This window comes from Ruegeria sp. HKCCD4884 (assembly GCF_013110855.1).
Lineage (GTDB): Bacteria > Pseudomonadota > Alphaproteobacteria > Rhodobacterales > Rhodobacteraceae > Ruegeria.
In genome coordinates this window covers 74169-101122 of sequence record NZ_WVRJ01000006.1, presented here as the reverse complement: position 1 = coordinate 101122, position 26954 = coordinate 74169, and the positions used below count along the sequence as shown (strand labels likewise).

General features: G+C 54.5%; 24 protein-coding genes and 1 tRNA gene. 15 read left to right on the top strand and 10 right to left on the bottom strand.

Features of this window, described 5'->3' with window-relative positions:
• Positions 1-53 precede the first annotated feature (53 nt).
• A complete protein-coding gene (locus tag GS636_RS10730; RefSeq protein WP_253762739.1) occupies positions 54-818 on the top strand; it encodes a DUF3299 domain-containing protein in 765 nt (254 codons plus the stop codon).
• A gap of 123 nt (positions 819-941) precedes the next feature.
• Here GS636_RS10730 and GS636_RS10725 read toward each other — a convergent pair whose 3' ends face one another.
• Positions 942-1775 carry a GyrI-like domain-containing protein gene (locus GS636_RS10725; protein WP_171669452.1) on the bottom strand — a complete coding sequence of 278 codons (834 nt, stop codon included), beginning with the start codon at positions 1773-1775 and terminating at the stop codon, positions 942-944.
• Between the two features lie 121 nt (positions 1776-1896).
• Here GS636_RS10725 and GS636_RS10720 point away from each other — a divergent pair, with 121 nt between their 5' ends.
• Positions 1897-2859, top strand: coding sequence for an acetyl-CoA carboxylase carboxyltransferase subunit alpha (locus GS636_RS10720; RefSeq protein WP_171669451.1), 963 nt, complete (start codon positions 1897-1899; stop codon positions 2857-2859).
• Positions 2860-2862: 3 nt separating this feature from the next.
• Here GS636_RS10720 and GS636_RS10715 read toward each other — a convergent pair whose 3' ends face one another.
• The 3 genes from GS636_RS10715 to GS636_RS10705 form a co-directional block, all read right to left on the bottom strand.
• Positions 2863-3993 carry a lytic murein transglycosylase gene (locus tag GS636_RS10715; RefSeq protein WP_171669450.1) on the bottom strand — a complete coding sequence of 377 codons (1131 nt, stop codon included), beginning with the start codon at positions 3991-3993 and terminating at the stop codon, positions 2863-2865.
• 113 nt (positions 3994-4106) lie between these two features.
• On the bottom strand, positions 4107-4754 hold the full coding sequence (locus tag GS636_RS10710; protein WP_171091790.1) for a GntR family transcriptional regulator: 648 nt from the start codon (positions 4752-4754) through the stop codon (positions 4107-4109).
• A gap of 30 nt (positions 4755-4784) precedes the next feature.
• Complete coding sequence (locus GS636_RS10705) at positions 4785-5480, bottom strand: M48 family metallopeptidase (protein WP_253762737.1); 696 nt, start codon at positions 5478-5480, stop codon at positions 4785-4787.
• A 100-nt stretch (positions 5481-5580) separates the two neighbouring features.
• Between GS636_RS10705 and GS636_RS10700 the strand changes: the two genes are divergently transcribed.
• From GS636_RS10700 to GS636_RS10685, 4 genes are all read left to right on the top strand, one after another.
• The gene (locus GS636_RS10700; RefSeq protein ID WP_171091794.1) at positions 5581-5907 is read left to right on the top strand and encodes a TIGR02300 family protein; all 327 of its coding nucleotides are present in this window, start codon (positions 5581-5583) and stop codon (positions 5905-5907) included.
• A gap of 141 nt (positions 5908-6048) precedes the next feature.
• Positions 6049-6124: transfer RNA gene (locus tag GS636_RS10695), tRNA-Ala, on the top strand.
• A 282-nt stretch (positions 6125-6406) separates the two neighbouring features.
• Entirely contained in the window at positions 6407-7633 is a 1227-nt protein-coding gene (locus GS636_RS10690) for a copper resistance D family protein (RefSeq protein ID WP_253762735.1), read from the top strand.
• A gap of 37 nt (positions 7634-7670) precedes the next feature.
• On the top strand, positions 7671-8078 hold the full coding sequence (locus GS636_RS10685; protein WP_171669565.1) for a c-type cytochrome: 408 nt from the start codon (positions 7671-7673) through the stop codon (positions 8076-8078).
• Between the two features lie 80 nt (positions 8079-8158).
• Here GS636_RS10685 and GS636_RS10680 read toward each other — a convergent pair whose 3' ends face one another.
• The 3 genes from GS636_RS10680 to GS636_RS10670 are packed head-to-tail and all read right to left on the bottom strand — an operon-like array spanning position 8159 to position 10074.
• Positions 8159-8485, bottom strand: a complete 327-nt coding sequence (locus tag GS636_RS10680; RefSeq protein ID WP_256369064.1) for a potassium channel family protein — start codon at positions 8483-8485, stop codon at positions 8159-8161.
• A gap of 31 nt (positions 8486-8516) precedes the next feature.
• Positions 8517-9743, bottom strand: coding sequence for an HlyD family secretion protein (locus GS636_RS10675; RefSeq protein WP_171669447.1), 1227 nt, complete (start codon positions 9741-9743; stop codon positions 8517-8519).
• Complete coding sequence (locus GS636_RS10670; protein ID WP_171669446.1) at positions 9736-10074, bottom strand: hypothetical protein; 339 nt, start codon at positions 10072-10074, stop codon at positions 9736-9738. Before GS636_RS10670 ends, GS636_RS10675 begins: the two co-directional genes overlap by 8 nt.
• Positions 10075-10455: 381 nt before the next feature.
• Between GS636_RS10670 and GS636_RS10665 the strand changes: the two genes are divergently transcribed.
• The 3 genes from GS636_RS10665 to GS636_RS10655 all read left to right on the top strand — a co-directional run bounded on the left by GS636_RS10665 (position 10456) and on the right by GS636_RS10655 (position 15625).
• Positions 10456-11583, top strand: coding sequence for an efflux RND transporter periplasmic adaptor subunit (locus tag GS636_RS10665; protein ID WP_171669445.1), 1128 nt, complete (start codon positions 10456-10458; stop codon positions 11581-11583).
• 4 nt (positions 11584-11587) lie between these two features.
• A complete protein-coding gene (locus tag GS636_RS10660; RefSeq protein WP_171669444.1) occupies positions 11588-14728 on the top strand; it encodes an efflux RND transporter permease subunit in 3141 nt (1046 codons plus the stop codon).
• Positions 14729-15436: 708 nt separating this feature from the next.
• Positions 15437-15625 (top strand): hypothetical protein, encoded by a 189-nt coding sequence (locus GS636_RS10655; RefSeq protein WP_171186508.1) that lies wholly within the window; start codon positions 15437-15439, stop codon positions 15623-15625.
• 231 nt (positions 15626-15856) lie between these two features.
• Here GS636_RS10655 and GS636_RS10650 read toward each other — a convergent pair whose 3' ends face one another.
• Positions 15857-16954: a hypothetical protein gene (locus tag GS636_RS10650; RefSeq protein WP_171669395.1), complete on the bottom strand. Its 1098-nt coding sequence runs from the start codon at positions 16952-16954 to the stop codon at positions 15857-15859.
• Positions 16955-17146: 192 nt separating this feature from the next.
• Between GS636_RS10650 and GS636_RS22585 the strand changes: the two genes are divergently transcribed.
• From GS636_RS22585 to GS636_RS10635, 3 genes are read left to right on the top strand one after another with little or no spacing between them, the layout of a single operon-like run.
• A complete protein-coding gene (locus tag GS636_RS22585) occupies positions 17147-17878 on the top strand; it encodes a PepSY domain-containing protein (protein WP_216602877.1) in 732 nt (243 codons plus the stop codon).
• A 37-nt stretch (positions 17879-17915) separates the two neighbouring features.
• Positions 17916-18575, top strand: coding sequence for a response regulator transcription factor (locus GS636_RS10640; RefSeq protein WP_171669443.1), 660 nt, complete (start codon positions 17916-17918; stop codon positions 18573-18575).
• Entirely contained in the window at positions 18575-19903 is a 1329-nt protein-coding gene (locus GS636_RS10635) for a HAMP domain-containing sensor histidine kinase (protein ID WP_171669442.1), read from the top strand. Before GS636_RS10640 ends, GS636_RS10635 begins: the two co-directional genes overlap by 1 nt.
• Before the next feature lie 560 nt (positions 19904-20463).
• On the opposite strand, the gene GS636_RS10630 is transcribed toward GS636_RS10635, so the two are convergent.
• Positions 20464-20937, bottom strand: a complete 474-nt coding sequence (locus tag GS636_RS10630) for an SRPBCC family protein (RefSeq protein WP_171669441.1) — start codon at positions 20935-20937, stop codon at positions 20464-20466.
• Between the two features lie 93 nt (positions 20938-21030).
• On the opposite strand from GS636_RS10630, the gene GS636_RS10625 reads away from it, so the two are divergent.
• Positions 21031-22719, top strand: coding sequence for a winged helix-turn-helix domain-containing tetratricopeptide repeat protein (locus tag GS636_RS10625; RefSeq protein ID WP_171669440.1), 1689 nt, complete (start codon positions 21031-21033; stop codon positions 22717-22719).
• 211 nt (positions 22720-22930) lie between these two features.
• On the opposite strand, the gene GS636_RS10620 is transcribed toward GS636_RS10625, so the two are convergent.
• Positions 22931-23347, bottom strand: a complete 417-nt coding sequence (locus GS636_RS10620) for a hypothetical protein (RefSeq protein ID WP_171669439.1) — start codon at positions 23345-23347, stop codon at positions 22931-22933.
• A 239-nt stretch (positions 23348-23586) separates the two neighbouring features.
• Between GS636_RS10620 and GS636_RS10615 the strand changes: the two genes are divergently transcribed.
• Positions 23587-25608 (top strand): hypothetical protein, encoded by a 2022-nt coding sequence (locus tag GS636_RS10615; RefSeq protein WP_171669438.1) that lies wholly within the window; start codon positions 23587-23589, stop codon positions 25606-25608.
• Entirely contained in the window at positions 25605-26852 is a 1248-nt protein-coding gene (locus GS636_RS10610) for a hypothetical protein (protein ID WP_171186522.1), read from the top strand. The genes GS636_RS10615 and GS636_RS10610 overlap by 4 nt, the downstream gene beginning before the upstream one ends.
• Positions 26853-26954: the final 102 nt, after the last annotated feature.

The following is a 26954-nucleotide window of genomic DNA, read 5'->3' as shown; positions in this document are numbered from 1 at the left end:
TGCGCTGGAATGGCCTAAGACTATTCTAACGATGATCGTTTCGGAGAAGGTGCATGCGAAACTGGCTCAGGTATGCAACCATGGCCGCGCTGGCCTTTGCAACGCAACCCTCGGCCGCGGCATCCGGAATTGCGCTTGAATGGTCGGACCTTCCTGACCCCTCCGCGCAGGTGTTTGAAGACCCTTTTCGCGACCTCAGCGCCGAACAGATGGACGACCTACAGTTTGCCGTACGCTTACGGGTCAGGTTGCAACAGAATGCCGGCAGCGCCGAAGAACGCGCCAAATGGCAAGAGTTGCTGAACGAGACAGAAACCGCGCTGGCCCAAGATCAGATTGACGTCGACTGGATGCTGAACCAGCGCGAGGCTGTCATCCAGAGGCGCACAGTTGCGGGAACAGCCGGCAACCCATTGCATGATGGTCAAACCATCACACTGGACGGTTTTGCGATTCCCGCGCCACCAGATGCAGATGGTCATCCTGTCGCTTATCTGGTGCCCGAGCCAGGAATGTGTAGCCACAGGCCCCCGCCACCGCCAAACCAGATGATCCGCGTGCTGCTGAACGGCGACTGGGCACCGACCTACTACCATGAACCGGTACGTTTGACTGGGGTGCTGTCGATTGCACCCACAGAAGAGCAGATGGTGGTCGTGGATGGCCTGATGCCGATGCGCGCGACGTTTCTGCTGGAAGTTGATCAGGTCTATCCACTGGCCTCACCTGAAGAAAATCTGGAATGGAACCAAACCCTGATGGATCGTATCCGCGCGGCGGATCATCGTAAGACCGGAGGCTTGGGGTCAGTCGACTGATTAACGGTACAAGCCTTAAGGAAGCCCCTTTACCGCGCTTTTCTGTTTCGGTGTGAAATGCCCGCAACTTCGATAAAGAGAAACCGACAGGGTCCCGAACGAACCCTGCCGAATCGTCGTAGATCACTTCAAAGGTAAGCAGATCTCGGTCAGCAAATCCTCGGGCGCTGTATCGCGCGGATCGTTGAGGTAAATCTCGTAGCAAGGTTGATCCGCAGGTTCTTCACCAGACTCCGGCAGCCAATTGCCGAACAGGCTGTGATAGGCCGCCGCGATCCCTGAATATGGCCCTTTGTAGGTCAGCACAGCCGTCTTGCCGCCCGGAATCGATAGTTCGTCCAGGCCTTCAGGGGTGTTTTCACCCCGGAACTCAGCCCCTGCATAGCTGCGCAGCTGATCTTCTGGCACGTCATCGGGGCTATCAAAATACAACGCAAGCACAGGCCCAATCTGCGGCCATAGCTGACGGGATTCGCACATGGCCCCAAACGCTTCAAAGCTTTTGCCGATCTCGGAATAGGCCCCTTTATGCGGCAGCGCGACGACGCGGCGGGCGGGTTCAGTACGTGTGGTAACAGGATGCATCGGATATCCTCCGGTTTTGAAATCAGGATGAGCAGGCCGAAATTGACCCGCCTTGCGAAAGGCAGCGGGACTGCTGCCATAAGCCTCGGAAAAGGCGCGCGCAAAGGAACTTGGATTGGGATATCCGACAGATAACGCGATATCAGAAATCGCCCTATCTGACTGTACCAGCCATGTGGCGGCACGGTGCAGGCGCACCCGGCGCACCGCCTGTGCACAGGTTTCACCGGTCAGGGCGCGAAACACCCGGTGCCAGTGAAACCGTGACATCGCCGCCACGTCAGCAATCGCATCCAGCGACAAGTCCCCGGCGGGGTTGTCATGGATATACGCCAGTACGCGCAACACGCGGTCTTCATAGCTGGTGGGCATCCGTGTCGTTCCTTCTTGCTGCCAATCCGTAGTCGCATATCCCCAGCCCACAAATCTTGCTGAGTTGCATCCCGGCGAACGTCAGGTCATATAGCAAAGAACTTCCGCGTTGAGAGGCGTCATGACCCAGTATCTGGATTTCGAAAAACCGCTGGCCGAGATTGAAGGCAAAGCTGAAGAGCTGCGCGCGCTGGCCCGCGCAAACGAAGAAATGGACGTAGCTGAAGAAGCGGCCGCTTTGGACGCCAAAGCCTCCAAGCTGCTGGACGAGCTTTATGCCGATCTGACCCCCTGGCGGAAATGCCAGGTGGCGCGTCACCCGGAACGTCCGCATTGTAACGACTATGTGGATGCGTTGTTTACTGAATTCACGCCGCTGGCAGGTGACCGCAACTTTGCAGACGATCTGGCCGTGATTGGTGGCCTGGCACGATTCAACGATAAGCCGGTGATGGTGATTGGGCACGAAAAAGGCTCGGACACCAAATCGCGGATTGAGCGTAATTTCGGCATGGCCCGACCAGAAGGGTATCGCAAGGCCGTTCGCCTGATGGAGATGGCCGGACGTTTTGGACTGCCGGTCATCACCCTGATCGATACAGCCGGGGCCTACCCCGGCAAAGGGGCCGAGGAACGCGGCCAATCAGAAGCCATCGCGCGTTCAACAGAGATGTGTCTGAAGATTGGCGTGCCCTTGGTTTCTGTCATCATTGGTGAAGGTGGGTCAGGCGGCGCTGTGGCATTTGCGACGGCAAACCGCGTCGCGATGTTGGAACACTCGGTCTATTCGGTGATTTCGCCCGAAGGCTGCGCATCGATCTTGTGGAAAGACGCAGAAAAGATGCGCGAAGCGGCCGAAGCGCTGCGTCTGACCGCGCAGGACCTTTATAAGCTGGGCGTGTGCGACCGGATTATCACTGAGCCCAAAGGCGGCGCGCATCGCGACCGCCCGGCAGCCGTGGAAGCCGTACGCTCGGCCATCACCGCCATGCTGCAAGAGCTGGACGGCAAGGATGCAGCGGCCCTGATTCAGGACCGCCGTCAGAAATTCCTGGATATCGGTTCAAAAGGGCTGGCGGCGTAACCGTCAGCCGCCCAAGCGACGCAGCAAACTAACCGAGGGTTCACCCGTGACAGGCAAGCCATTTGCGCTTTGATAAACGCTGATGGCGGATGTGGTGTTCTTGCCGATCACCCCATCTGCGCCTTTGGTGTCATACCCGGCGGATGTCAGACGGCGTTGCAACTCTTTACGGTCTTCTAATGTCAGACCATTTGCGTCCGGCCCAAACGAGGCCTGAAACGGCGCGCCACCTGCGATCCTGTCGGCCAGATGGCCCACACCAATCGCGTAGCTGTCCGAGTTGTTATAGCGCTTGATCACTTGAAAATTGCGAAACAAGGCAATGCGCGGCCCCGGCGTCTGAGGTTGCAACATAGCGACGGGTGTGCCGGACACGGTCCCGGCCTCTCCACCCCAAGGTTGACCCCGCACCCAACCGGCGCGCGCCAGATACGACGCCGTAGAAGCCAGCGAGTCCGTCGGATCTTCGGACCATATATCGCGTCGCCCGTCACCGGTGAAATCCACAGCATAAGCAAGGTATGAGGTGGGAATGAACTGCGTATGCCCCATTGCCCCGGCCCAGCTGCCGGTCATGTTGGCGGGTGTTGTGTCGCCTTCTTGCAGAATACGTAATGCCGCCACTAATTGCTTTTCAAAAAACGCGCCGCGCCGTCCGTCATAGGCCAGCGTCGAAGTGGCTGAGATCACGGGCACATCGCCGCGACGCGCGCCATAGCGACTTTCCAGACCCCACACAGCCACGACAACTTCCTTGTCCACGCCGTACTGCGCTTCGATCTGCGACAGGGTGCCGTTATACTGTCGAAGCATCTTTTGACCGGTTTCAATCCGTTCATCCGATGCAGCAATGGCCAGATAATCCTCGAGCGAGCGCTTGAACTCGACCTGGTTGCGGTCGCGCTCAATCACGTCGGGCAGATACCCTGCCCCGCGGAATGCCTGATCAAGTGTGGTCTGTGAAATTCCTTGCGATGACGCGCGGGTCTTGAACCCGGCAACCCAGGCGTCCCAACCAGCGTTTGGAACCGCCCGCATGCGCGATGCAGGGGCGCTTGACGGAGCACTGCCGCCCGAACAGGCAGCCAATAGCGATGATCCAAGGCAAATAGAAAAGGCACGGCGTGTAATCATGGTTGGGGTCTGCTCTTGTTTGTGATTTGGCACAAGCGTACCTCAGCAGAACCCCACAAGCCAGAAGCGTGATGCCGTGAATGGGCAGCATTGTGATGTCGGCGGGAAGCCGCTCAGCTTACCAGCAAACGCAACCCCTGCGTTACATCCGAGCGAACCGCCAGTCGCAAACCGGGCTCGTCCCCGGCCTTTAGCGCAGCAATGATCAGCTTGTGATAGTGCGGGGGCTCGGTCCGCCGCAGACGCCCATACAGTGCCCGCATTGTTGGTCCCAATTGCAACCAGACCGTTTCGGCAATGGCCAGCATCGCAGGCGCTTGCGCACGCAGGTACAAAGTACGGTGAAACTCCAGGTTTGACCGAATGTAGCCAACCGCATCCCGCTTGGTCACCATTTCAGCAACGGTCATATTGATGCTCTGCAACCTATCAATCAGTGCGATATGCGCGCGAGGTAATGCCCGGCTGGCCAACTCGACCTCTAGCAACGCACGCAACGCCGCCAACTCCTCGATCCGGTCATTTGTCAGCTCAGGGGTCGATACGCGGCCCGAGGTCGACAGGAACAGCGCACCTTCAGCAGCCAGACGGCGCACCGCCTCGCGCGCTGGCGTCATTGAGACGCCGAACTCCTTCCCAATTCCACGCAAGGTCAGAGCCTGACCCGGTGCCATCTCACCATGCATGATTCTGGATCGCAGAGCCCGGTACACCCGGTCATGTGTGGCAGTTTGGGTTTCGGAAGAGCGCGCGCTTATCATCCACTTATGTGATCACAAAATGGCGCAAGGTCAACTCGGATCAGCGTCAAACCTGTAGCGATGCAATTCGGCCCCATTATCGCGCAACCAGCGGCGGGGTTTCTGATACGGGCCAAAGATCTTCTCGACCTGTTCCCAAAACGCGCGCGAATGGTTCATTTCAGCCAGATGCGCCACTTCATGGGCCGCCACGTAATGCAACACTTCAGGCGGTGCCAGTACAAGACGCCACGAGAACATCAAGCCACCGTGCGAGCTGCAGGATCCCCAGCGGGACCGCGTGTCGCGCAGGCTGAGCGTTGTATACGGGCGTCCTAGCATCGCAGCATAGTCATCACACGCACCAGACAAACGGTCACGGGCCAGCTCCTTGAGAAACCGGGCCAATCGCCGCGCTTCGGAACCTTCCGGAACCGCGACTTCATGTGCCTGAAGCAAAACGCGACGACCAGTTGCCGGAACGATTCGCCGATCAATGCCTTCAATTGGGATCGTTTGCCCAAACTGAACCCGGGCCATATCCGGTCGATCCTGCAGATGCTGACGGATCCACTCTTCCTTGGTGCGTGCAAAATTCAGGGCTTCGGTTTCAGGTACTCCGATCGGATAGGTCAACGTAACCCGCCCATCCAGTTGGGAAATACGTAAACTGATACGCCGCGCCCGGGCCGATTTGCGCAGCCTCAATGGTACCGGCGGCGTCCCTGGCAATGCGTGCTCTCCCATATCGCGACACCTCCTGCGCAAAGACTTTGACAGTACCCGCCAGCTGTGGCACGTGGACTGAATCATTTAGACGACTCACCTGATATCAAGGGGAATTGACATGCCCAAGGAAGAATGGGGCGTAAAGCGCGTTTGCCCGACAACCGGTAAGCGGTTCTACGACCTAAACAAGGACCCGATCATCAGCCCCTACACTGGCGAGATCGTGGAGCTTGAAACATCCAAAAGCCGCATGATCGCGGCGGATTCAGAAGATGCAGCTTCGGTCAAAGCGCGTGAAAACGCGTCGGAAGAAGATCTGGTTCTGGACGATGACGACAATGTCGATGTCGAACTGGATGACGATCTGCTGGACGATGATGATGACAATAACGATGATGTATCTTTGGACGACATCACCGACATGTCGTCGGACGAAGACAGCTGATCAAGCAAAAGGCGACCCGCGGGTCGCCTTTTTCATTCGACTTTGTGTCTGAACGGAAAGTTGCCGGGATTTCCATTTTTGACTTGCACTCGCCGTCACTGTCTCCTAAACGTCCGCTCACCGCATCGACGGTACCATGATGGGGCCTTAGCTCAGTTGGGAGAGCGCTTGCATGGCATGCAAGAGGTCAGGGGTTCGACTCCCCTAGGCTCCACCAAAACCTAACAATACAACTAGATAGCAAGCATTAGAGCGGTGTGACACACAGGTGTGACACAAAATGAAGCTGCATGCGTATCTCTCGCTGTCCAGACACGGCATATATTACTTCCGTTGGCCAATACCCGACACAAGACCAAAACCCCACACTAGACCAAGCACCACACGCGGGACCATACGGGTGTCTTTGCGAACGAGATGCCCTAAAGAGGCTGGCACTCTCGCACGGCGTCTTGCAGTGTGCGGCGACACAATAACAAAGCACATAGAACGATCGGGCATGAACTACGGCGAACTACGCACAAAGGTGCACGGGCATTTCAAGAGAGTATTGGAACGGGCAAAGGCGCGCAGGGAGGAACTCGGCCCCTATACCGAGCTTGAGAAAGAGCGCATAGACGACACCATCCAACTCTATGAGATGGACAACGAAGACTACTGGGACTTAGTGGGCAAGGATGAAGTTGCTAAGCAGTTCCGATCTTTCTGCAACGCGACTGGCGTGCCCCAGAAACAGACTAGAGAAAATGCTTGGGTCATCCTTGATGAAATTCGGAAGGCTTGGATTGGCTTCCACAAAGCCATGTTAGAACACGATAAGACCTTTGAGAAATACGATTTTAGCACGAAGCCCAGTGCGGTTGTAAGCGCCGCAGAATGCGCTCACGCCAGTCCCAGCAGTGCCCCAGTCACAATTTCAAAGAAACCCCCACAGGCGCTTTCTAGCCCGCTCCTGTCCGTTCTGTTTGCCGAGAGAAAAGCTGAGGCGGAACAGACAGGTCAATGGTCAGCCAAGCTGCTGAACGACTATCAAGCTTGGATAGACCTCTTCATAGAATTGCAAGGCGACCGTCCGGTTCTAGACTACAGGAAAACAGACGCACGCGACTTTAAGAATGTCCTGATTGAGCTTCCAAGCAACAGGAATAAACTACCGCAAACGATTGGCCTAACGCCTAGGGAAGCCGTACAAGCAGCAAAAGATCACGGTCTACCAACGCTATCAGTAAGTACAGTCAACAAAGCCTTGGGAAGGCTGCAAGGGATACCCGAGCTAGAGAGTGTCGGCATCCAGCTCTTGCTGCTATTGCACCTGCTATGTGTAGCCTTCTGGGTGGGCATATTTAGCCCGCTGCGGAGTTTGGCTCTCATGCCTGAACATCTGACTGATGCTGCTGAACTGGGGCACAGGTTTGGGCAAGCTGCTGCATTGATTGTTCCGACTTTGATCGTGGCAGGTCTCTGGATGGCTTGGTTGCTTGTTGGCAATCTCCAAGGGCTCTTGTTCACTGGCTACGGGCAGGCACTGTTGTTCAAAGTGTTGCTGGTGGGGCTGTTGTTGACCCTCGCCGCAGCGAACAAGCTCCGATTTGTTCCGTCCATGCAAAGCGGAGATGCTAAAGCAGCGCGACACCTCGCCCGATCTATCGAGGGTGAGGCAATAGTCGTATTAGTGGTTTTGGCGACAACAGCCACACTCACGAGCGTACTAACGCTTCCGAGTTAAGGTAGGCAGAGATGAAAAACACCTTTCCGCACTTGCTATATGCTGCATTGGTATCAGCGTCGCTGCAGACCATGAGTTGTTAGATAGAGACCTTGCGAATGGGCAGGAACTCTATGCAGAGCACTGCGCCTCATGCCATGGAGTTAATCTGGAAGGCCAACCCAACTGGCAGACACCCGACGATTACGGAGTGTTGCCTGCTCCACCACATGACGTGACAGGGCACACATGGCACCATGATAATCAGCTGCTGTTCGAGTATACCAAACTAAGTGGGGCAGACGCGTTGGCAGCACGCGGTGTTAAAGACTTTAACAGTGGCATGCCCGGCTTTGAAAGCACCCTGACTGACGAAGACATATGGGACGTGCTGGCCTACATACGCTCCACTTGGCCCGACGAAGTTCAGCAAATGCAAGCCAGCCGCAATCTGCCGCACCAGTAGAAGACTGTAGCTTCTCGCTACCTTAGGCTAACGGCAATCCACGGTTGAGCAATCTCAACTGACTGATTCAGCTTTTTAAGTTAGAACTCAGCTGTCATCGCGGTCTCAACGGCATGGACTCCTATGCCGACAATAATTCCGACAAAGATCAGCCCAACAAATGCGTTCACAACGGCCAAAGCCCGGCTCGCGGGCTTTTCCGGCTTTATGTCACCGTAGCCAACCGTAGTTGCGTTAATGAAGGCATGGTAGAGGCTCGATCCCGTGGACCAGCCTTCGATCCGACCAATCGATACCCCTAGCATGCAAACCAGCACCAATAAAAAAACAAGTATCGGTGACAGATAGATTAGGTCGTAAATGAAAACCGAAATAAACGTGCAAATATAGATGGCGTCGCAACCCATAGCGAAACTCTACCTCTCCGCCTTTCAGGGCTTAGTTGAATACCAATGTATTCACAGGGAGCAGAATGGCCTGTGCACGCAAGACAATTGCATTTGCTATACCCATGCCATCCACAATCCTTGCGATGAAAGCAGACAGGCCGGTGATCTCACCGGCGTCGATTTCCTTTGCTCGGCTCGTATAAGCAACTCCAACGCACGCACTACCGGGCGGGATGCTCTCAAGATGCTTTGGGAAAATAGGTGCTAGGAACGCTGTAACTGTACCAGGTCGCGCTCGATCCTGCTGATCCAGCAATGCATCCCCCGGTCGGAATTGCCCTGCAGCAATCGCGGCCTGCACGTCGTCCACAACCATTGGGACTATTGTTAACGGTTTAGACGCACAGGTAATTTCCACCAGCATACCCGGCTTTAGCACACTAGCAGAAATCTGACCAAAAGCCGCGATAAAACGCCCCTGCCCCGTGACCTCAGGCACCAAAATCCCGGCAGGGCGTAGAATTGGATTAACGATGTCACCGGGCTTTAGGAGAAACTGCGTTACCGTTCCGTCCACCTCGGCAAATACGGTGGATTTTGATATCTCGTTCTCGGCCTCTCTCAAAACCGCGCGTGCAGTTTCAAGCTGGGCAGGCAGAAGAGTGGTCTGACGCAATTTGGCGCCATCCAGCGCGGCAATAGCGGACATGCGCTGACTTTCCGCACCGGATACTGCTGTTTGCAAACGTTCTAGTTCCTGCTCACTAACAACGGCGTTGTTTCGCTCCGCAAGCTCCAAACGTCGGCCCAAATCGCTCGTGGCCTGAGCAAGATCTGCCTCCGTCGCCTCAACCCGAGCGGTGGCGCTCGCGACTTCTGTTGCGATCAGACCCAAAGCCGCCTCGATCTCTTCGATGCGACGCTGAGCCGTTTCCGCTGCTGCCTCCTGCCGTGTGGTGTCCAGTCGGAAAATGGCCTCACCAGCATTCACGTCGTCATTATTGGCAACGTAGACTTCCGCGACCCGGCCCGCGCGATCCGACAGAATGGTAACCGTGCGAAACGCAGCAGAGACATTTCGCGTTGAGGGATGGAAATAGAAGATCACCGTGATCAGCGTCACAGCCAGTATTGCACAGGCGGTCAAACCCCACCGCAATTCATACCAGACGTTGAACAGAGTTATTTCGTGGCCCCACCGCTTGCCCTGTTTGTAGCGGCGATACAAATAGTCAGGCACGATTGTGATCAGCGCAGAGAAGACTAACTCAAGCATCGTCGCTCTCCGAGACGTCTACTTCGGCCTTAAGTGGAAAGACTTCATGCAACGGCACGGCAGCGATCAGAATTGCCGCGATCCAAAAGGCGTTGTTTAGGGTGAAGAGAGAGATCAACCCAAGCACGCCGACCAACTGCATTTGTACCTTGTGAGCACCGGCGGCCATGCGATCAGGAATGGCCTGCACAGTGAAGTAGAGTGCACCAAATCCCAGCAGCACCATGACGAGAACCAACCCAACAACGATAAAAAAACCGTCTGTCTCCCCCGGGGGTGTCACCCAAAATGGGAGCCTCGCCATCGCCTCGTCAGAAATAGAACTGTTCACCCGTCCCACCCCACCTTCAAGTGATCATATTCAAATATAACTGATTGAAATCAAAAAAACCAATCTGGTTGAGGCATCTTGTTTCAGGCTTTCATGCCGTGGAAATGCTCAAAGGTTTACCTGCGCTCTCGTAAATCTCTTCAGAGAATACTTGATCAACACCCGCAGGATCAAAGACCTGTTGAACTCATAGGTTGCTCAACGTTCTCGACATATGAGCAAAAGTAATTTGAAACCCAGCCACTTTGCTTAATTGGTAAAGGCATCCAAGCGATTGAGTTGCGAGGAAAAATGCTTTGTTTCAATTGCTGGATTTTCTACTGCATTTCGTTACCGTGGCTTCAACGAGCCCACAGACGCAACTCTTCTATAGGATGATCCATGTTATTAAGGCTGTTAACCGCCGCAACGATTCTACACATCGGTCTGTATCCCTCTCATGTGATTGCGCAGGACAGCCAAACGAAGCCCAAAGTTTCTGTGACGGCGGCACAATTGAAACCTGTATCACTGACCGAGATCTTCACTGGCCGGGTCGAAGCGGTGAATCGTGTCGACCTGATTGCGCGGGTGCCAGGGTTTGTGAAATCCATCAATTTCAAGGACGGCTCAGCCGTCAAAGCAGCGGATGTCCTGATCGAGATCGAACCGGATTCTTACAAGGCAGCCGTCACAGAAATTCAGGGTCAGATCCAAGCTGCACAAGCGGCAAAAAAGCTTGCCGATATCGAGCTTGATCGGCAACAAAAGCTCTTTGCCAAAGGTGACACACCGCAAGCGGTCGTTCAGAAAGCAGAGGCGCAGCAAGGCCAGGCGGACGGGCAAATTCTTGAATTGCAAGGCAGCCTGCAGAACGCTCAGCTTAACCTGTCTTACACCAAGATAGCTGCACCCTTTGACGGCCGAGTAGGACTGACAGAACTTTCCGTTGGAGCATTTGTCAGCCCCGAAGGCGGAGCACTGCTGTCACTGTCCAGTGTCGACCCCATTCATGTAACCTTTCCGGTGACCGAAGCGGAATTGCTTGAATTTCGCTCGCGCCGCGCCAAAGCGTCGGCCTCCGAACCTCTGAGCCTGCAGCTCGTTCTTGCCGATGGCACGACCTACGGACAAACGGGCAGCATCGACGTGATTGATTCCGAGGTGCAGTCTGGAACGGATTCTGTTCTGGTCCGTGGGTCTTTTCCAAATCCGGATGGGGCACTGATAGATAACCAGCTGGTGCGGGTCGTCGTTACCGATCCTTCACAGGAAAAATCGCTGGTGATCCCTGCCAAAGCCTTGCAAAAAGATCAGTCTGGTTACTTTGTGTTCACGGTCGGAAGCGACGCAAAAGCCAAGAAAACGCAAATTCAACTGGATCGGGTCGAAGGGACCGAAGCTGTCGTTTCAAGTGGTCTAAGCGACGGTGATCAGGTCATCACCGATGGGCTGCAGAAGGTCCACGCCGGTGTCGAGGTGAGTGTTTCGACGCCCAAAGACACCTCATCAACGGCTGGTGGAAACTGATCTCATGATCTCACAACTGTTTATCCGCCGCCCCCGGTTTGCAATCGTCATTTCGGTCGTGATTACGATGGCTGGTCTGATTTCAATTACGCAGCTGCCGGTAGAACAACTCCCCGACATTGTTCCGCCTCAGGTTCAGGTGACAACCAGTTACCCCGGAGCCGGAGCCGAAGTTGTCGAGTCAACGGTTGCGCAGATCATCGAAGAACAGGTGATCGGCGTCAGCGACATGCTCTATATGAAATCCACAAGCGGTGCGGATGGCAGCTATAACCTGCAAGTCACATTCGAGCCTGGGACCGACCCCGATATCAACGCGGTCAACGTGCAGAACCGTGTCAGTTTGGCGATGTCCGCATTGCCCGAAGAAGTAACACGCGCAGGTGTTAACACCAAAAAGAAGTCGTCGGCGTTGCTGCAGGTCGTCGCCATAACGTCGGACGATCCGAAGAATGACGATCTTTTCCTATCGAATTTCGCGACAATCAACGTGCTCGACAGCATCAAAAGGTCACCCGGCGTGGGGGATGCCACCCTCTTCGGGGCGTTGGATTATTCGATGCGGATCTGGCTCGACATCGACAAAATGACCAGTCTTTCCGTGACGGTTGACGATGTGATCGCGGCGCTTGATGCCCAGAATGTTCAGGCCGCGGTGGGACGTGTCGGCGCGCAGCCTATGGCAAATGATCCGACCTTTCAGCTGAATATCCAGACTCAGGGTCGATTGAGCAGCATTGATGAATTCGAGAATGTTGTCGTGCGCGCCCTTCCAGACGGTTCCTTCGTTCTTGTCAGCGATATCGCACGGGTCGAGCTTGGCGCAAAAACACGGGATTCCTTTGCCTCCTTTGACAACAAACCAGCAGCGATGATCGGTGTCTACCTTGAGCCGGGGGCAAATGCCTTGGACACTTCAAAGGGCATCAACGATGCGCTGACAGGGCTGCAAAGCGCCTTCCCCGATGGGGTCAAATGGAGCGTTCCCTACAATTCGGTTACCTTTGTCCGGGCGAGTATCGATGAAGTTGTGAAAACACTGATACAGGCGTTTGGCCTGGTCGTTATCGTTGTCTTTTTGTTTTTGGGCAGCCTGAGGATGGCCCTGATCCCGCTTATCGCCGTACCGGTTTCGCTTGTGGGTGCCCTGGCATTCATTCTGGCACTTGGGTTCTCGCTCAATACAGTTTCACTGTTGGCGCTGGTGCTTGCGATCGGCATCGTTGTAGACGATGCGATCGTCGTGATCGAAAACGTCGAAAAGGTTATGGGTGAAAACCCCGAGATGTCCGTGGCCGACGCCACCGGCGAAGCCATGAAACAGATTACCGCCCCTATTCTGGCGATAACCTGTGTACTGCTGTCGGTGTTTGTACCCGTTGCCTTCATACCCGGCATTACGGGAACGATGTTTCAGCAATTCGCGGTTGCCGTATCATTCTCGATGCTGATATCTGCACTGAACGCCCTGACGCTGAGCCCCGCCTTGTGTGCAGTACTGTTGCGTCGGGAAAGCGGCCCCAAACGTGGCCCGCTCGCCTGGATCTCGCGCCGCATCGACAACGCGCGCGACGGGTATGCTTATGTGGTCACAATTCTGGCCCGTCGCGCAATTCTGGCTGTGCTGCTGCTTGGCTTTGCCCTTTTCGGCGCAGGCTGGCTGTTCAAAACCGCACCTTCAGGCTTTCTGCCGGTCGAAGACCAAGGGGCCTATTTTGTTGAGGTGGCGCTACCCGAAGGGTCTTCGATCAACCGTACAACCAAAGTGATGGAAGACGTCGAAACCATCATGAAAGCGGCGCCCGGGGTGCAGGATGTCATGACGGTCACGGGCTTTAGCTTTGTTGATGGCCTGAACAAATCGAACAGCGGATTTGGCATTGCAATCATGCAACCGTTCGAAGACCGCACTGATCCTGCTTTGTCCGTCAAAGCCTCGATCAGACATGTTCGGCGTGAATTTGCTGGTTTGGAAGACGCCATCGCCTTTCCGTTCAACCTGCCGCCGATCCTTGGCCTTGGTACGGGTGCCGGGTTTGAATTCGAGCTTCTGGACCTGCATGGTGGCAGCGTTCAGGATCTCAGCGCGGCGGCTACGGGACTGGTCACAACCGCCAACGCAGACCCCCGATTGGCAGGTGTCTACACGACATTCTCTGCACAATCGCCAAAGCTGAACCTCGACCTCGATCGTAAAAAGCTACAGACACTTGGTGTGGATGTGGATGACCTGTTCCGGGCCTTGCAGGTTACGTTGGGCGGATATCATGTGAACGACATGAACCTCTTTGGCCGGACGTGGCAGGTCAATCTGCAAGCTGACGAGAAATATCGGGCGAATGTCGGGGATATTGCCCGCATTCATGTACGAAACAGCGACGGAGATATGGTACCTGTACGCGCCGTAGCCGATGTAGACCTTGTATTGGGTCCGCAAATGGTGACCCGTTACAACAACTTTCAGGCTGTCACCATCAACGGCGGGCCAGCACCTGGTACGTCAACGGGCGAGGCCATCGCCGCGATGGAGGAAATTGCCGCCAAAACCCTGCCCGAGGGGTATAGTTACGATTGGACAGGCACAGCGCAGCAAGAGATTGAGGCAGCCGGGAAAACACCCATCGTTCTGGGGCTTGCATTGCTGTTTGCCTACCTCTTTCTTGTCGCGCTGTACGAGAGCTGGACGATACCGCTTGCGGTTCTGTTCTCAGTCACCTTTGCGGTCTGCGGCGCATTGGGCGCGCTGTTGTTGCTGGGTCTCCAGAACAACCTTTATGCCCAAATCGGACTGGTTGTTCTGATTGCGCTTGCTGCAAAGAACGCAATTTTGATCGTTGAATTTGCAATGGACCGTTATCGGACAGGTCTGAGCGCAGTGGATGCTGCCATTCAGGGTGCCCGCGCGCGTTTCCGTGCGGTCATGATGACCAGCTTTGCCTTCATCGCGGGGCTATATCCGCTTGTGGTGGCAGATGGAGCCTCGATGCTCGCCCGTCGCGGCGTCGGTACACCGGTTTTCGGAGGGATGATCACCGCCGCCCTTGTCGGTATATTTGTTATCCCGTCCCTCTACATCATTGCGCAGCGGTTCAGGGAAAAGGTGCACGGCAAAGAGAAAATGGCTGGTGACTCGAGTGCCCTTTAAGCTAAGGGCACTTGCAACTTTAGTGACAGACCGCAGTATCACAAAAAGCTCGTATGTCTCTCTGCCCACCTGGCAAAAAATCTCCGGCAAGCACATATTAGCCGTTTCTCCCCAAGCTATATCAGCTAGGATTGTTGATACGAACATGCGCATCGCAAATGTAATTCCCAAACCGGTATCGTTTGGCTTGGTCACGCGGCACGAGTGGAACTGATATCTTGGCCAATCGCGGTGCGCTATTTCCGGATTTAGATTTCATAAGAAATGACTGCATTTTTGTGTATGTATCGACAACTTGTCTAAGCTTATGAGGTTAAGCGTTAATACTCACACTCGCAATCTGTGCGGTCAGCATGATGAATAACGACGCCATAATTCCTTAGGCGTTTTCCTTTTCTTGCCAGCCTTAGCTTCATATCGCGGCTAACCTCTCCGTCGGGCTTTAGCGCATAGGCAACGACCAGCGTCATTTACTACGAAACGGTGGTTCACTTGGCACGATGTTTTCATAAACCGACCTTCCAAACCACAAAATCGGAATCGTGCAATAGAAATGTCACTCAATAAAAACTCTTTTGTTTTTGTTTCGTGAACAACATTAACAGAACATGAACAATGTATTCTCTGTGCGTTCAACCAATCTGAGTCATTGTAATCAGGTCAAATCAAACGAAACGCAATTCGTTTGGTGGAAACATGGGGAATAGCATGATCAAGCCTGCCTTTGTGACTGAAGACCGCAGCACAACAGCTGCGATGCGGACCTCCGGTAAATCTGCTGAAGAGCGTCTGCAAACCACGATGAAATCGAGCAATGGTCGCTTCCCTCCTATCGAAAATGCACTGACAGAGATCATAAAAAACAAACGGCTATCCGAGGCGCATAGCAACGTCTGAAGGCAAGTAAGCAGACCCACGAACAATTCTCGATATTTGTCCTAAAATAGGGAATTGTAATCTACATCCCGCCCCGGCTTGGGGCGGGATTACTTTTTGCTCAACACCACGATGTTCAGGAGCCAACGTTGATGGACCAACCAACTTGGGTCAGGCGCTTCGAATTCCCGAAAGCGCCTGACCCGTCTTTCACTGCATCCCACAGTGATCGCGTTCTTGTCGCGCTTTGGACTACAGGTCCAAAAGCGATTTGACTTTCTCTTCAACTGTATCCGTGACGGGCTTGTTCGCCGCAGCTTCCAGGGCTTCTCGTTCAGCCAGGTTTTGCTCTTCGACGCGTTCTGTCAGATCTTCCACGTCTTCGACGGCATCGTTGTAATCGATGGCCGCTTGTTTCTCGTCATTCAGTTCTTCGGCGGCATCAATGGAGCTATCCAGGTCAGCCTTTGCCTCTTCCAGCTCAGCTTCGATGTCCGGGTCCATGCCGCCAGCGTCTTCCAGTGCCTGTTCAAGCTCTTCAACTTTGTCCCGATTGTCCTGAACATCACGCAATGCGCCTTCCAGATCATTCTCGATCTCGGTTAAGGTCCGCTCCGGCGGTTCCAAACCTTCAAGTTCCTCCCACGCTTCTGCCAGGTCCTCACGCAGCGGTTCCCCGGCTAGCACCGTATCCCGATAAGCGGCAATTTTACCAACTCGGGAATTCGGAGAGGCATTGGCCAGCGCAGTTGGACTTGCGTTTGCTGCATTCAGCGCGCCGAGTTCAGATGGATGCGCTTCAAGTTCTTCCGCAATACGATTGCCCCTAGGGCGGGTAACTGGACGTATAGACTCTTCGACAGTCTTGGACCGGTGGGCAGTCTTGTTGTTTTGTGTTCGGGTTGTTGTGGTTTTATTCGAAGTGGACGACGATTTGCGCGCGTTCCCCTTGCCACTGAACAGGCCTTTCAGTGAAAATCCGCCACCTTTTCTTTGACCGGACTGAGCCGACTGAGACTTTGAAGTGCCATGCCCGGATTTCCCGGCCTTTGAACCACTGCGGTTCTTGTCGGCTCCTTTCCCGCGGCTACTGTTTCCGGCCGAGCTGCTATCTCCGCTGTCCCCTTTGGCGCCGTTTCCATTGCCGCCGCCATTGCCGCCGCCGTTGCCGCCACCTTTACCGCCGCCGTTTCCATTACCGCCGCCATTGCCATTTCCACCACCATTTCCCTTACCTTCCTTGGCATAAGCAAAATCAGGAGTTGCGACAGTGGCAACTATGGCCGTTGATCCCAGCAAAGCAATCACAATGGTGGAGGCTCTGATTAGTCCGCAAGTGGTTGTTTTCATGTCAATCTCCTCAGGCGTTGCGACAGCGGTTCGCTGAAGCTGGCCGTCGCGTTCTATCGGGTCGAAGCGAATTCGAATCGCCGCTCGTTACCAGCATTTGACTTGAGGGGGCTTGAACGCAGCGCTAACTGATTGTTCATCATCGGTTCACCTCCGGCCATGTAGTCTTCTTGGAAAGAGTGTGAGAGACCTATGCAGGCCAAAGTGTTTTTGTTGGTTGCGGCTTTTTTGACCGCAATGTCCGCAGGACAGGCGGAGGCAGACGCACGCGAACTCAAACAGGCTGAGCTGCGCAAGGCAACGTTGTCTGGAAGCGCAATCCGGCTGAAGCGTGTCATAAAAGGCGTGGAAAAAACATTCGGTGGAACCCCGGTCGACGCACGTGCTTTTAAAACGGACGAAATATATTACCGCATTCTGGTCAAAAAGCCGGGCGGGAAGATCGTGAGTATCATTGTAAACGCGAGGACTGGCACTGTCGTCTCGAACCGCTCCAGCGTCGGGCGCGAGATTTCCAAGGCCGCGCGCTCTAATTCCACCAATGCCAATAGCAACACTAGTCAGAACGCGTCTTCCAACCGTGGCAACAGCGGAAACCGTGGCAACGCGGGTGGTAACGGCGGTGGTAATGGTGGCGGCAACGGTGGTGGTAGTGGCGGCGGCAACGGCGGTGGTAACGGTGGCGGCAACGGCGGTGGTAACGGTGGCGGCAACGGCGGTGGTAACGGTGGCGGCAACGCCGGTGGTAATGGCGGCGGCAACGGCGGTGGTAACGGTGGCGGCAACGCCGGTGGTAATGGCGGCGGCAACGGCGGTGGTAACGGTGGCGGCAACGCCGGTGGTAATGGCGGCGGCAACGGCGGCGGTAATGGTGGCGGCAACGGCGGCGGTAATAGTGGCGGCAACGGCGGCGGCAAAAAATAGAGTGATGCTGAGCCCGAATTGGCTGTAATCTTCTGATATGCGAATCCTACTTGCTGAAGACGAACCCCATCTATGCGAGCAAGTCAAAAAGCTTTTGGGTGCGGAAGGCCACGTCGTGGACGTAGCCAACAATGGTTCGGATGCCCTGCATTTGGGGGCAACTGAGCCTTACGACATGATCATCCTCGACATCGGCCTGCCTGAGCGTGACGGTATATCGGTATTACGTGAATGGCGTAGTTCTGGCGTCAAAACTCCGGTCTTGATCCTGACAGCCAGAGATGGCTGGAGCGAACGTGTCGACGGCCTGGATGCGGGTGCGGATGATTATATGACCAAGCCGTTTCACATGCCGGAATTGGCGGCACGGGTCCGCGCAATTTTGCGGCGACAAAGCGGCCAGTTGAACCCCGTGATAGAAATGGGGGATGTATCATTGGATACACGAAACGGTCGGGTTAGTGTTGGCGGCATACCGGTCGATCTGACCGCGCAAGAAATCGCGGTTCTGACCTATCTGGCGCATAACATTGGCCGCATGGTGTCGCGCACAGAATTATCCGAACACATCTACGAATATGATGGTGACAGGGATTCCAACACCATTGCCGTATTCGTCACGCGCCTTCGAAAGAAACTGGGTTCCGATCTGATCACCACGGTCAGAGGGCGCGGTTACATGATTGATCCTACCTGATGCTATCGCTGCGCCAACGGGCCTTACTCGGAGGTATCGCCTCGGGTGCTTTGTCAGTAGGCGTCGGCACGCTGGTGGTATTTTCCTACATCAATACGCGCGTTCTGGATCAGTTCGACGGAGCGTTGCAGGACCGCCATACCCAGCTTGTCGTTGGTCTCAGCGTCGCGACGGATGACCCAGAAACCTTGCGCGAGTTGATCTTCGACCCGGCCTATAGCACGCCCTACTCGGGACGGTATTGGCAGGTAACGGACAGTAACGGGGCTATCTATACATCTGCCTCGCTTTTCGATGAAACGATCGCCGAACCACCGCACGCAAGTGGCGAAACAACCATTTGGAACACCTCGGGTCCAGATGGTGAAGCCCTACGCAGCGCCTATCAAAAGATCACGTTCGAAGACGGGACGGAGTGGGGTGTAACTGTCGCCGAAAGCAGAAGCGAGTTGATCAACGAACGCAGCGCCGCACAAAGAAACTTGTTACCGGTCTTCGGTTTGGTGGGTTTGATCGGAGTGGCCAGTTCTCTTTTGTTGATGTCCGCTATTGTCGGTCCCCTCAGAAAATTGCGCGCCGATGTAGCTCATCGTTGGGATCAGGGCGATGATCTGGTTCCTGAAGACTATCCGAGTGAGGTTTCCCCTCTTGTGGAAGATCTCAACAAATTGCTGCATCGAAATCGCGCAATTGTCTCCGGCTCAAGAAAGCAAGCTGCGGATTTGGCGCATGCCCTCAAAACACCGGCAACCATCCTGCGAAACGAGCTGTCGGAATTGTCAGATGCTGGCGTAGATACAGAGCCTGCGGAAGAAGCCCTTGCCCGAATTGACGCGCAACTTGGCCGTTCACTCGCGCGTATGCGCGCAACAAACACTGGAGAGCTAACGCATTCGAGGACAGACTTGTCGAATTCGGTCGAACGACTGTCCCGACTGTTCTCGGTCATGGCAGAGCGCGACGGGAAGACGCTTGTTTCGGATTGCGAGGGTGGTCTTCTCGTCCGCATGGACCCTCAGGATATTGAGGAAGTGATCGGAAACCTCCTCGACAATGCCCTTAAGTGGAGCCGTACGACTTTCCAAATTACTGCAAGGCGTACAGACAACGGTATCGAACTTTGCGTTGAAGATGACGGGCCCGGTATTCCGGAGAGCGCCCGAGATGAAGCCATTCGTTCTGGCAGCCGCTTAGACACCTCTGTAATGGGAACTGGTTTGGGCCTGTCAATTTCTGTTGATTTATTGGCGGCCTATGGTGGGAAGCTGGAACTCGGAACTTCCAGAAGATTAGGTGGTTTGGCTTGCGAGGTGAATATTACCACCTGAGAATAGCGCACTGTCTATTCCACTGGCATCACGGCGCAGGTCTTTCCAATTTGCATCCGCGATCTGGACAATCAACTACACCAAAATCGGCCATTGATGCAGGCATGGGGAAGGCTGGCTTTGACCCGCAGTGCGGTTGTCGCTGAGCCTAGCCTCGCAAAGCAGGTTTCGCAGCCGCGGGATGATTGAAGGTGTTGCAACAAGCCGCGAACATTGAGCCTGCGCGCGTAGAACGTCTGTTTCGGACCCAATGCAAAAGCCTTGGACTTTTGCTCTGTGCACAAGCGGCACAAATCTTTCTGCGACCGCATGAAAATTCGCGCCGCGCCGCAATGTGAAAAGGCACCGTTCGTGCAGGGCGCAGCAAGCCGAGGGGATCAATTCACGGACTGAGACTTCGTGCTGCGGGCCAAATCGCTTCCGGACTTCGGCAAACCTTCAATACAGTTCTTGAAACAGACCACAATTGCCATCCGGTCGAACAAATTCACTTGGCAATGTCAGGCGTCGGAATTCTGTCATCTTCCGCCTGACTCCTCTTGTAGCCTGCGCCTCCAATGTCAGCGCGACGCAACCATGCTCCCTATCGCCGACAATCCCGTTTCGACCTCGTCTACAACAACGTTTTCCATCGCAGGATCATCGGAGGAGAAATTCGCAATCCACTCAATGAGCAGCTTTTCCCCGGGCTGAATCGACAACGTTGCCGTATATCTCTCGATCGGCAAAGAGGAATTGACCGTCGCGTAAGTATAAGAAAGGCCTTCCTCTTGCGCGATGCGCTTTTGGGTCACCTGGTCGCCGGTATCCATCTTCAAGACTCGAACCAGCGACCCATCCATGACCTTCAGGGAACATGCTGATACATTGGGGTGCCAATCATCAATATCGCAGAAGTCGCCGATCATATGCCAAACCTCAGGTGTTGAGGACGGGAGTTCAAGGGACCGTTTGACCTGAAAATCCGCCGACCAGGCTGTCGTCGCGCAAAGCAAGGCAGCGGCGGTGACTGAGAATCTGGCAATCGATGTCATGGTGTTTCCTTTCGAAAAATTGAGAAGCATGAGAAATTTCTTGCCTCAGGGTGAGAGTCTTCGCAGGCTGATGGAGCCATGGAGGCGGCTGAAATGTCTGGAGAAAGACCTGAAAAAGATCTGAAATCATCAGGAAAGGTACAGTTGGGAGCCTTTGTGTTTTCCGTCGAGACTCGGGAGTTGCTGGATAGACGCGGGAACCCGGTTCACCTGCGTCGTCAAAGTTCCGAAGTTCTGGCCTACCTCATTGATCGAATGAGCGAGACGGTTTCAAAGGACGATTTGATTGAGAACATCTGGGCCAAGACCGCCGTTACGGACGACAGCCTTTCGCAGTGTATCGCTGACATCCGCAGGACCCTGAACGATGCCGATCACAGGATCGTCCGGACCATTCCCAAGAAAGGCTACAGACTGGTTCCGACTTCCGTTTCTTCTGATGAGCTTCAGCCGGAAACCGCGAGCCGAACGGCCACGCGCATCGATCGGCCTAGGCTTGCTGTCTTCAGCCTCATTGGCGTCATGGTTCTGGCCCTTGGTGCAGTCTGGGGTCTGGGGTGGGGGCGGAACACTGCGTCAGAAGAACTGCCCTTGCCTTCCAAGCCATCCATTGCAGTTCTGGCATTTCAAGACCTTAGCGTCGGCCCAGATGCCAACTACCTCAGCGATGCCATCGCTGAAGGCATCATCGTGGACTTGTCCCGCTATTCCGAACTCTTCGTCATCGCCCGAAACTCGAGCTTCAGCTTTCGCGACAGCACCTCTGACGTCAGCCAAATATCCCGTGCGCTTGGCGTTCGGTACCTGCTGGAGGGCAGTCAGCAAAAGAGTGGCGATCAGCTGCGCGTCACCGTTCAGCTGATTGATGCTGTCGAAGGTCGCAGCCTTTGGTCAAATGTCTACAACAGCGACCTTGGCGATGTCTTTGCAATGCAGGACGAGATCGTGCAAAAAACAGTCGCGACCGTTGCACAAAGAGTTATCAACTTCGAAGGTCAGAAAGCGATCAAGTCCGACGAAGCGAAGTTGACCGCCTTGCTTTTGAATTGGAAGGCACGTCAACATCTCTTTTCCTTTACCCCTGAGGGCAATGAAAAAGCGCGTCTGGCCAATCTGGCTGCGATCGAGGCTGATCCGACGCAGCCCTACGGGTATGTCGGGTTGACGTTTGTTCATATCAACAGATACCGCTGGAGTTGGACGGACGAGGACCCGATTGTTGAACTGGATGCCGCACGGCGCTACGCGCGCAAAGCCGTTCAGGTCGCGCCGGAGTATTATGACGCGCATACGGCGATGGCCTACATGCATATTCAGGAAGGTGCGCTGGACAAGTCGGTGGCGCGCTTTCGAAAGGCACTGGAACTAAATCCCAACGACACAAGCGCGATGGCAGCACTTGCCGAAGCTCTGACCTATGGCGGGCGAGCAGAAGAGGCCGAACAACTAATGCTTCGCGTCGTCCGCCTGGACCCACTCCATGAGGACTGGATCAAATGGAACCTTGCCTGGGTACAATGGCACACACGAAATTGCGACGATGCGCTCGAGACCATGAACGGCATGTCCGAGATACCTCCAATGGCCTATCGTGTGCTGGCAATTATCCAGATTTGCCGGGGCGATCGAGACGAGGCGAGAAAAGCGGTCGGGCAACTCATCAATTTCGATCCTGAATATTCCCTGCGGGACGTTCTTCACAATTATGAAGGAAAATATGTCGTCGCTTCTGATCTGGAACGCGTGCTGAACGACCTGCGTGAAGCTGGGTTGCCAGAGTAAGACGTACTAGAACGGGTTGACTCGCGACCGTGGACGTCTCTCAAAGGAATGTCTGCGACAGCAGCGGTGTTCCCTCCTAAAGCTCCTTATTGCTCGTTATAAAGATAGCGATGCGATCTTTGGGCTAATCTCTTGCAGGCAACCTGGTCCGGTTTTGCACACGCAGCGATGGGCTGGTTTGTCCCGCTTGGTAAGACTTCGCCCAACAGAGTTAAATGTTTACAATTGGTGGCGGCGCATTGCCCAGCCGCTTCTGTTTGTGGGCCAGCGGGATTTCAACAAGCCCAACGCCCCTGTCTGTTAGGGGTAAAGCGCTTTCTGGTCTGCAAATCAGCCCTGATTTTCCAAAACGGGAAATCAGGTTAAACGAAACGCCACGATGCCAATTTGCTGCTATTTTTCGATGGTCTGACCTGATAGGCAATTGCGAACGCCATGCGCAAGCCAATTCAACTCCATAAGTGACGACCATATCAGCAGGATTTACACCATGCGGATGCATTGATTCCTGGGATAAATAACCCGGGCGATCTATCCCATTGCCAAATCGACCCCAATTGCCGCAAAGCGTATGCCTTTTTAGCCATTTGAAAACACTATAAAATAAAACCCGATCTAGGTGAAACAAACTGACTCCACACTGGTTTTAATTCGCGACACGCAATCAAAAGTTGAAAGAATCAGCATTATTAGCTAAATTAAACAATATTTATTTCTCCGACTTAACGGAGTTGCTGCTGTGAAATTAACTTTGGTATTTGTTGTTTTGCTCGCTTCGCTGTTTGCGGCATCCCCATCTGCGGTGCATTCTCAGGTGGGGTGCGATCCTTCACGCGAATCGTGCCGATAAGATAGCGATGTAACATCATGTCTACGGACGGTATGCACGACATTGTCGCGCTGATTTTTGGCGTCGGCATAATTATCGCGTTTTCCCATGAACGTTTTAACCGGATTTCGTACGAGACCGGCAAGCGCTTAGATCGGCTGGTCTCGTTCCTGACGCCGGATAAACTGCGCGCGCGTCGGCAGGTTACATATGCCTATTTCATCTACACGCTTTCTCTGATCATCCTGTATCTGATCCTGTGTGCCTATGCCGAGGTCCTGTTGCCTCTGATCGGCGGTCAAAACCTATTGCCCGAGATCGGGGCCAGCACATTGCCAACCGAGGCGTCCACAAGCACGTCGCCTGCGTCAGACACCCCAGCCGAACCGACGACGGGTTTTGCGCCGATGGGAACATCAGCCGTCGAATTCTGGATAGAAAGTCTTAAACCCGCTGTGAGCTCCGATCCTGTGGACACTAGTTCAGGCATTAATATCGCACCCGAAGTATCCATGGGGCTGGCCCTGGTCATGGTTGGGCTGGCACCATCAATTAAGGCGCTGGTTCGCGTGGATGAATGGTTGCGCATGTTTGCGCATCGCGTTGCAGGAATTCCGACCTGGGTCATCGATACCTCAGACGCATTGCGGTCAAACGCCAAGGTTTTGCGGTTTTTCACGGACGGTGAAGAGGACAACTCCAGCGAATATCTGATTTCAGAACCCGAACGCAAAAGGGTTATGGATCTGCACAATAAGGCCAAGCCCTTTCTGGGCAATCTGGATGATTTCATTCTGAATATCGAAGTCATCCTTGTGGCGTCAGCCTGGTTTTTGGATGAAAAGCTGCGGATTACCGGGGCTGGTGACAAAAACCGCTTCGAAGAAATCGAAAATGAACTGCGCCGCCGAAAGAACGAGTTGTTCAGTGCTGCGAACAGTCCCGATATTTCACATGAAGGATGGGATGCCGTGGCCACCGCCGCTGATGAGTTGGCCAGCGATTTCTGCGTGCTGATCGCCCTTTACGACGAACAGGACGTCATTCAACCCTATGATCAGCGCCCTGCCCCGACCGAAAGCCAGCGCCGCGCAAGGGCCAGACTGAGGCAATTCGTAGACGTCCTTTACAAAAACAAGACCGAACCACTGATGCAGCGTCGTGGTAACAATCTGGCGCTGTTCTGGACGCTGACAATTGTGCTGATCTGGACGGTCGCATGGGCCGCACTGTGGCCGGGACGGGCGGAATTCAACCTGACTTGGGGCTTGCTCAGCAGCGATACCTACTGGAGAATCAGGCTGTATTCAATCAATGCATTCAACACCTACTGCATCGCTACAATCGTTGCGATCACCATTCGCTGGGTCCGCATGACCTCGGTCGCTGAGGACGGCCAGCGAAAGTGGGAAAACATGCGCTATCCCAACCACTGGACGCGATGGCTGCCGCAGGCCTTGAGCCTATTTTTGATTTCTTTCCTGGTTTCTACGGCATTGAACATCGCCGTGCAGATATGGCTCACAGAAACCCGAACCACCGAAGCAGAAGCCTGGCGCATGACATTCGAAGAGTTCATGACCTCGATCCGCTGGCGGTTTGAATACATGGGCCCGATTTCCTTCCGGGCTGCCTGTCTGGCGGTGCTTGTGATCGTGCTTTTGGATGCCAGGCAACGATTGTGGACGGATGCCGGGCGGTACGAGCAGAGACAGCGCAAGGGGCTTCCTTCTAGCGACCAGCTGAAATCGAATGCCAAAACCTGGCGTGAACTGTCGTTTCTGAACAGTCTAGCCTGGGTCGCAATTGGTGTGATCATGATGCTGATCATAACGCCTGTCATGCGCTATCTGTCGTTTCTGGCTGCGTCTCAGGATTATCCGCGACCGTTCGACCATATTGACGCTGGGCTGATGATCTGGGCGACGCTTTATACCGTTGTTCTGGCCGCTTTGGTGATGTTCTGCCTGTCCGAGGTTCTTACCCGTCGTGCATTCTATCGTGCCCCGAAAGAAACCGCAGACGGCATATCTTCTGACGTTGCGAGGGCTGAGAAATGAAAGCCACTGCCCGGATCACCCTGCTGAGCCTGATCTGTTTGCCTGCGCTTGCAGTCGGACAAGATACCCAGCCTGAGACCATTGTAAACGAGGATCGAAGCATCATCATGGGTGCGCGCACCGATGTACCGCCCTTTATCTGGAAAGACAAAAAGAGCCAAAAGTACCGCGGGCTTTTCTGGGACATCTGTGTTGAGGCGCTCGTGCGTTCAGATCGCCCGTTCGACACGGTGCCAATCTCGGCCGGGCAGCGGTCGGACCTTTTGTCCAATGGCAGTTACTGCACAAATGAGAACGAGAATTACGATTCATGCACCGCCGAGATTGGGACAGTGGATCTGTTATGCGATCCGACCACCGTAAACCTGAAACGGATGCAGACTTTCACGGAAATAGATGACGAACAAACAGGTGAAGGCTTGCACCGGTTTGTTTTTTCACCCATCCTTTATCTGGCAAACGGGTCGTATTTTCAGCTGGGGTATCCCAGAAGGGTCTTTCGAGAAAAGCTTGCGAAAGAACTGGAACGTCGATGCGTTCAGTTTCCGGGGTTGGACCCTGTCTTTTGTGACAAGCGTGAAAACCCCACCGGCTTGGAATGGCTTCGCAGACCCGATAAGTCGTTGTTTGGCAGAAAGCCAAGCATAGACTGGAAAACCGCCTGCGATGCTATCCTGAATGCCATGGCAACTGATCTGGAGCTGCCAGACTCTACTGAAGATCAGAAGCGAAAAGTTTGGCCTCCGCAAATTTGGCCGGAGCCGGACCCGGTACAGCCTGAGTTCGAGATTTGGGGATACCTCGACGGGTCGACCATCGGACCGTCAGTTGTCAAGGCCGCCGAATTGGCGCCTTCGTCCATCGGCATTTGCACACAGGCTTTTGAATCCCATACCTCGGCCACCGAGGCGTTCTGCAACGGCAAGATTTACCGTTATTTCGGAGATGTCGATCTGGTTCGAGCGTCGGTCGACGCCTATCGCGCCAACAACTCGGACAATGACTGCCCCGCAGATGAAACGCGATCCTCCCAGGGAACTTATGAACCCTATGCCTTAGTTCTTTCCAACGAAAACAGCGGCTTCCCCGAGGATTTCACGCTGGCGCTATATTCCATGTTCACCGACGGCACGATTGCCCAGATGTTCAACGGGCGGTTCGGGGAAAGACGGCAATCTCAATACCTTGAAACATTGTTCAGAATTAACAGCATACCAACCGGCGACGTGAATCCCGAGGAATAGAACGGCAAATTTATCGCTATCTATCAGGCTGTTTTGAATAAAAACCCTGCTGCCTCGTAGGGACAATGAATATTCCCGGACCGCCACGGTCCTCGTTCTGCA

Excerpts from the sequence above, each read along its gene's own strand:
- GS636_RS10730 (WP_253762739.1), top strand. The coding sequence starts at position 54 with ATGCGAAACTGGCTCAGGTATGCAACCATGGCCGCGCTGGCCTTTGCA.
- GS636_RS10725 (WP_171669452.1), bottom strand. The coding sequence starts at position 1,775 with ATGCCCACCAGCTATGAAGACCGCGTGTTGCGCGTACTGGCGTATATC.
- GS636_RS10720 (WP_171669451.1), top strand. The coding sequence starts at position 1,897 with ATGACCCAGTATCTGGATTTCGAAAAACCGCTGGCCGAGATTGAAGGC.
- GS636_RS10715 (WP_171669450.1), bottom strand. The coding sequence starts at position 3,993 with ATGATTACACGCCGTGCCTTTTCTATTTGCCTTGGATCATCGCTATTG.
- GS636_RS10710 (WP_171091790.1), bottom strand. The coding sequence starts at position 4,754 with ATGATAAGCGCGCGCTCTTCCGAAACCCAAACTGCCACACATGACCGG.
- GS636_RS10705 (WP_253762737.1), bottom strand. The coding sequence starts at position 5,480 with ATGGGAGAGCACGCATTGCCAGGGACGCCGCCGGTACCATTGAGGCTG.
- GS636_RS10700 (WP_171091794.1), top strand. The coding sequence starts at position 5,581 with ATGCCCAAGGAAGAATGGGGCGTAAAGCGCGTTTGCCCGACAACCGGT.
- GS636_RS10690 (WP_253762735.1), top strand. The coding sequence starts at position 6,407 with ATGAACTACGGCGAACTACGCACAAAGGTGCACGGGCATTTCAAGAGA.
- GS636_RS10680 (WP_256369064.1), bottom strand. The coding sequence starts at position 8,485 with ATGGGTTGCGACGCCATCTATATTTGCACGTTTATTTCGGTTTTCATT.
- GS636_RS10675 (WP_171669447.1), bottom strand. The coding sequence starts at position 9,743 with ATGCTTGAGTTAGTCTTCTCTGCGCTGATCACAATCGTGCCTGACTAT.
- GS636_RS10665 (WP_171669445.1), top strand. The coding sequence starts at position 10,456 with ATGTTATTAAGGCTGTTAACCGCCGCAACGATTCTACACATCGGTCTG.
- GS636_RS10660 (WP_171669444.1), top strand. The coding sequence starts at position 11,588 with ATGATCTCACAACTGTTTATCCGCCGCCCCCGGTTTGCAATCGTCATT.
- GS636_RS10655 (WP_171186508.1), top strand. The coding sequence starts at position 15,437 with ATGATCAAGCCTGCCTTTGTGACTGAAGACCGCAGCACAACAGCTGCG.
- GS636_RS10650 (WP_171669395.1), bottom strand. The coding sequence starts at position 16,954 with ATGAAAACAACCACTTGCGGACTAATCAGAGCCTCCACCATTGTGATT.
- GS636_RS22585 (WP_216602877.1), top strand. The coding sequence starts at position 17,147 with ATGCAGGCCAAAGTGTTTTTGTTGGTTGCGGCTTTTTTGACCGCAATG.
- GS636_RS10640 (WP_171669443.1), top strand. The coding sequence starts at position 17,916 with ATGCGAATCCTACTTGCTGAAGACGAACCCCATCTATGCGAGCAAGTC.
- GS636_RS10635 (WP_171669442.1), top strand. The coding sequence starts at position 18,575 with ATGCTATCGCTGCGCCAACGGGCCTTACTCGGAGGTATCGCCTCGGGT.
- GS636_RS10630 (WP_171669441.1), bottom strand. The coding sequence starts at position 20,937 with ATGACATCGATTGCCAGATTCTCAGTCACCGCCGCTGCCTTGCTTTGC.
- GS636_RS10625 (WP_171669440.1), top strand. The coding sequence starts at position 21,031 with ATGTCTGGAGAAAGACCTGAAAAAGATCTGAAATCATCAGGAAAGGTA.
- GS636_RS10615 (WP_171669438.1), top strand. The coding sequence starts at position 23,587 with ATGTCTACGGACGGTATGCACGACATTGTCGCGCTGATTTTTGGCGTC.
- GS636_RS10610 (WP_171186522.1), top strand. The coding sequence starts at position 25,605 with ATGAAAGCCACTGCCCGGATCACCCTGCTGAGCCTGATCTGTTTGCCT.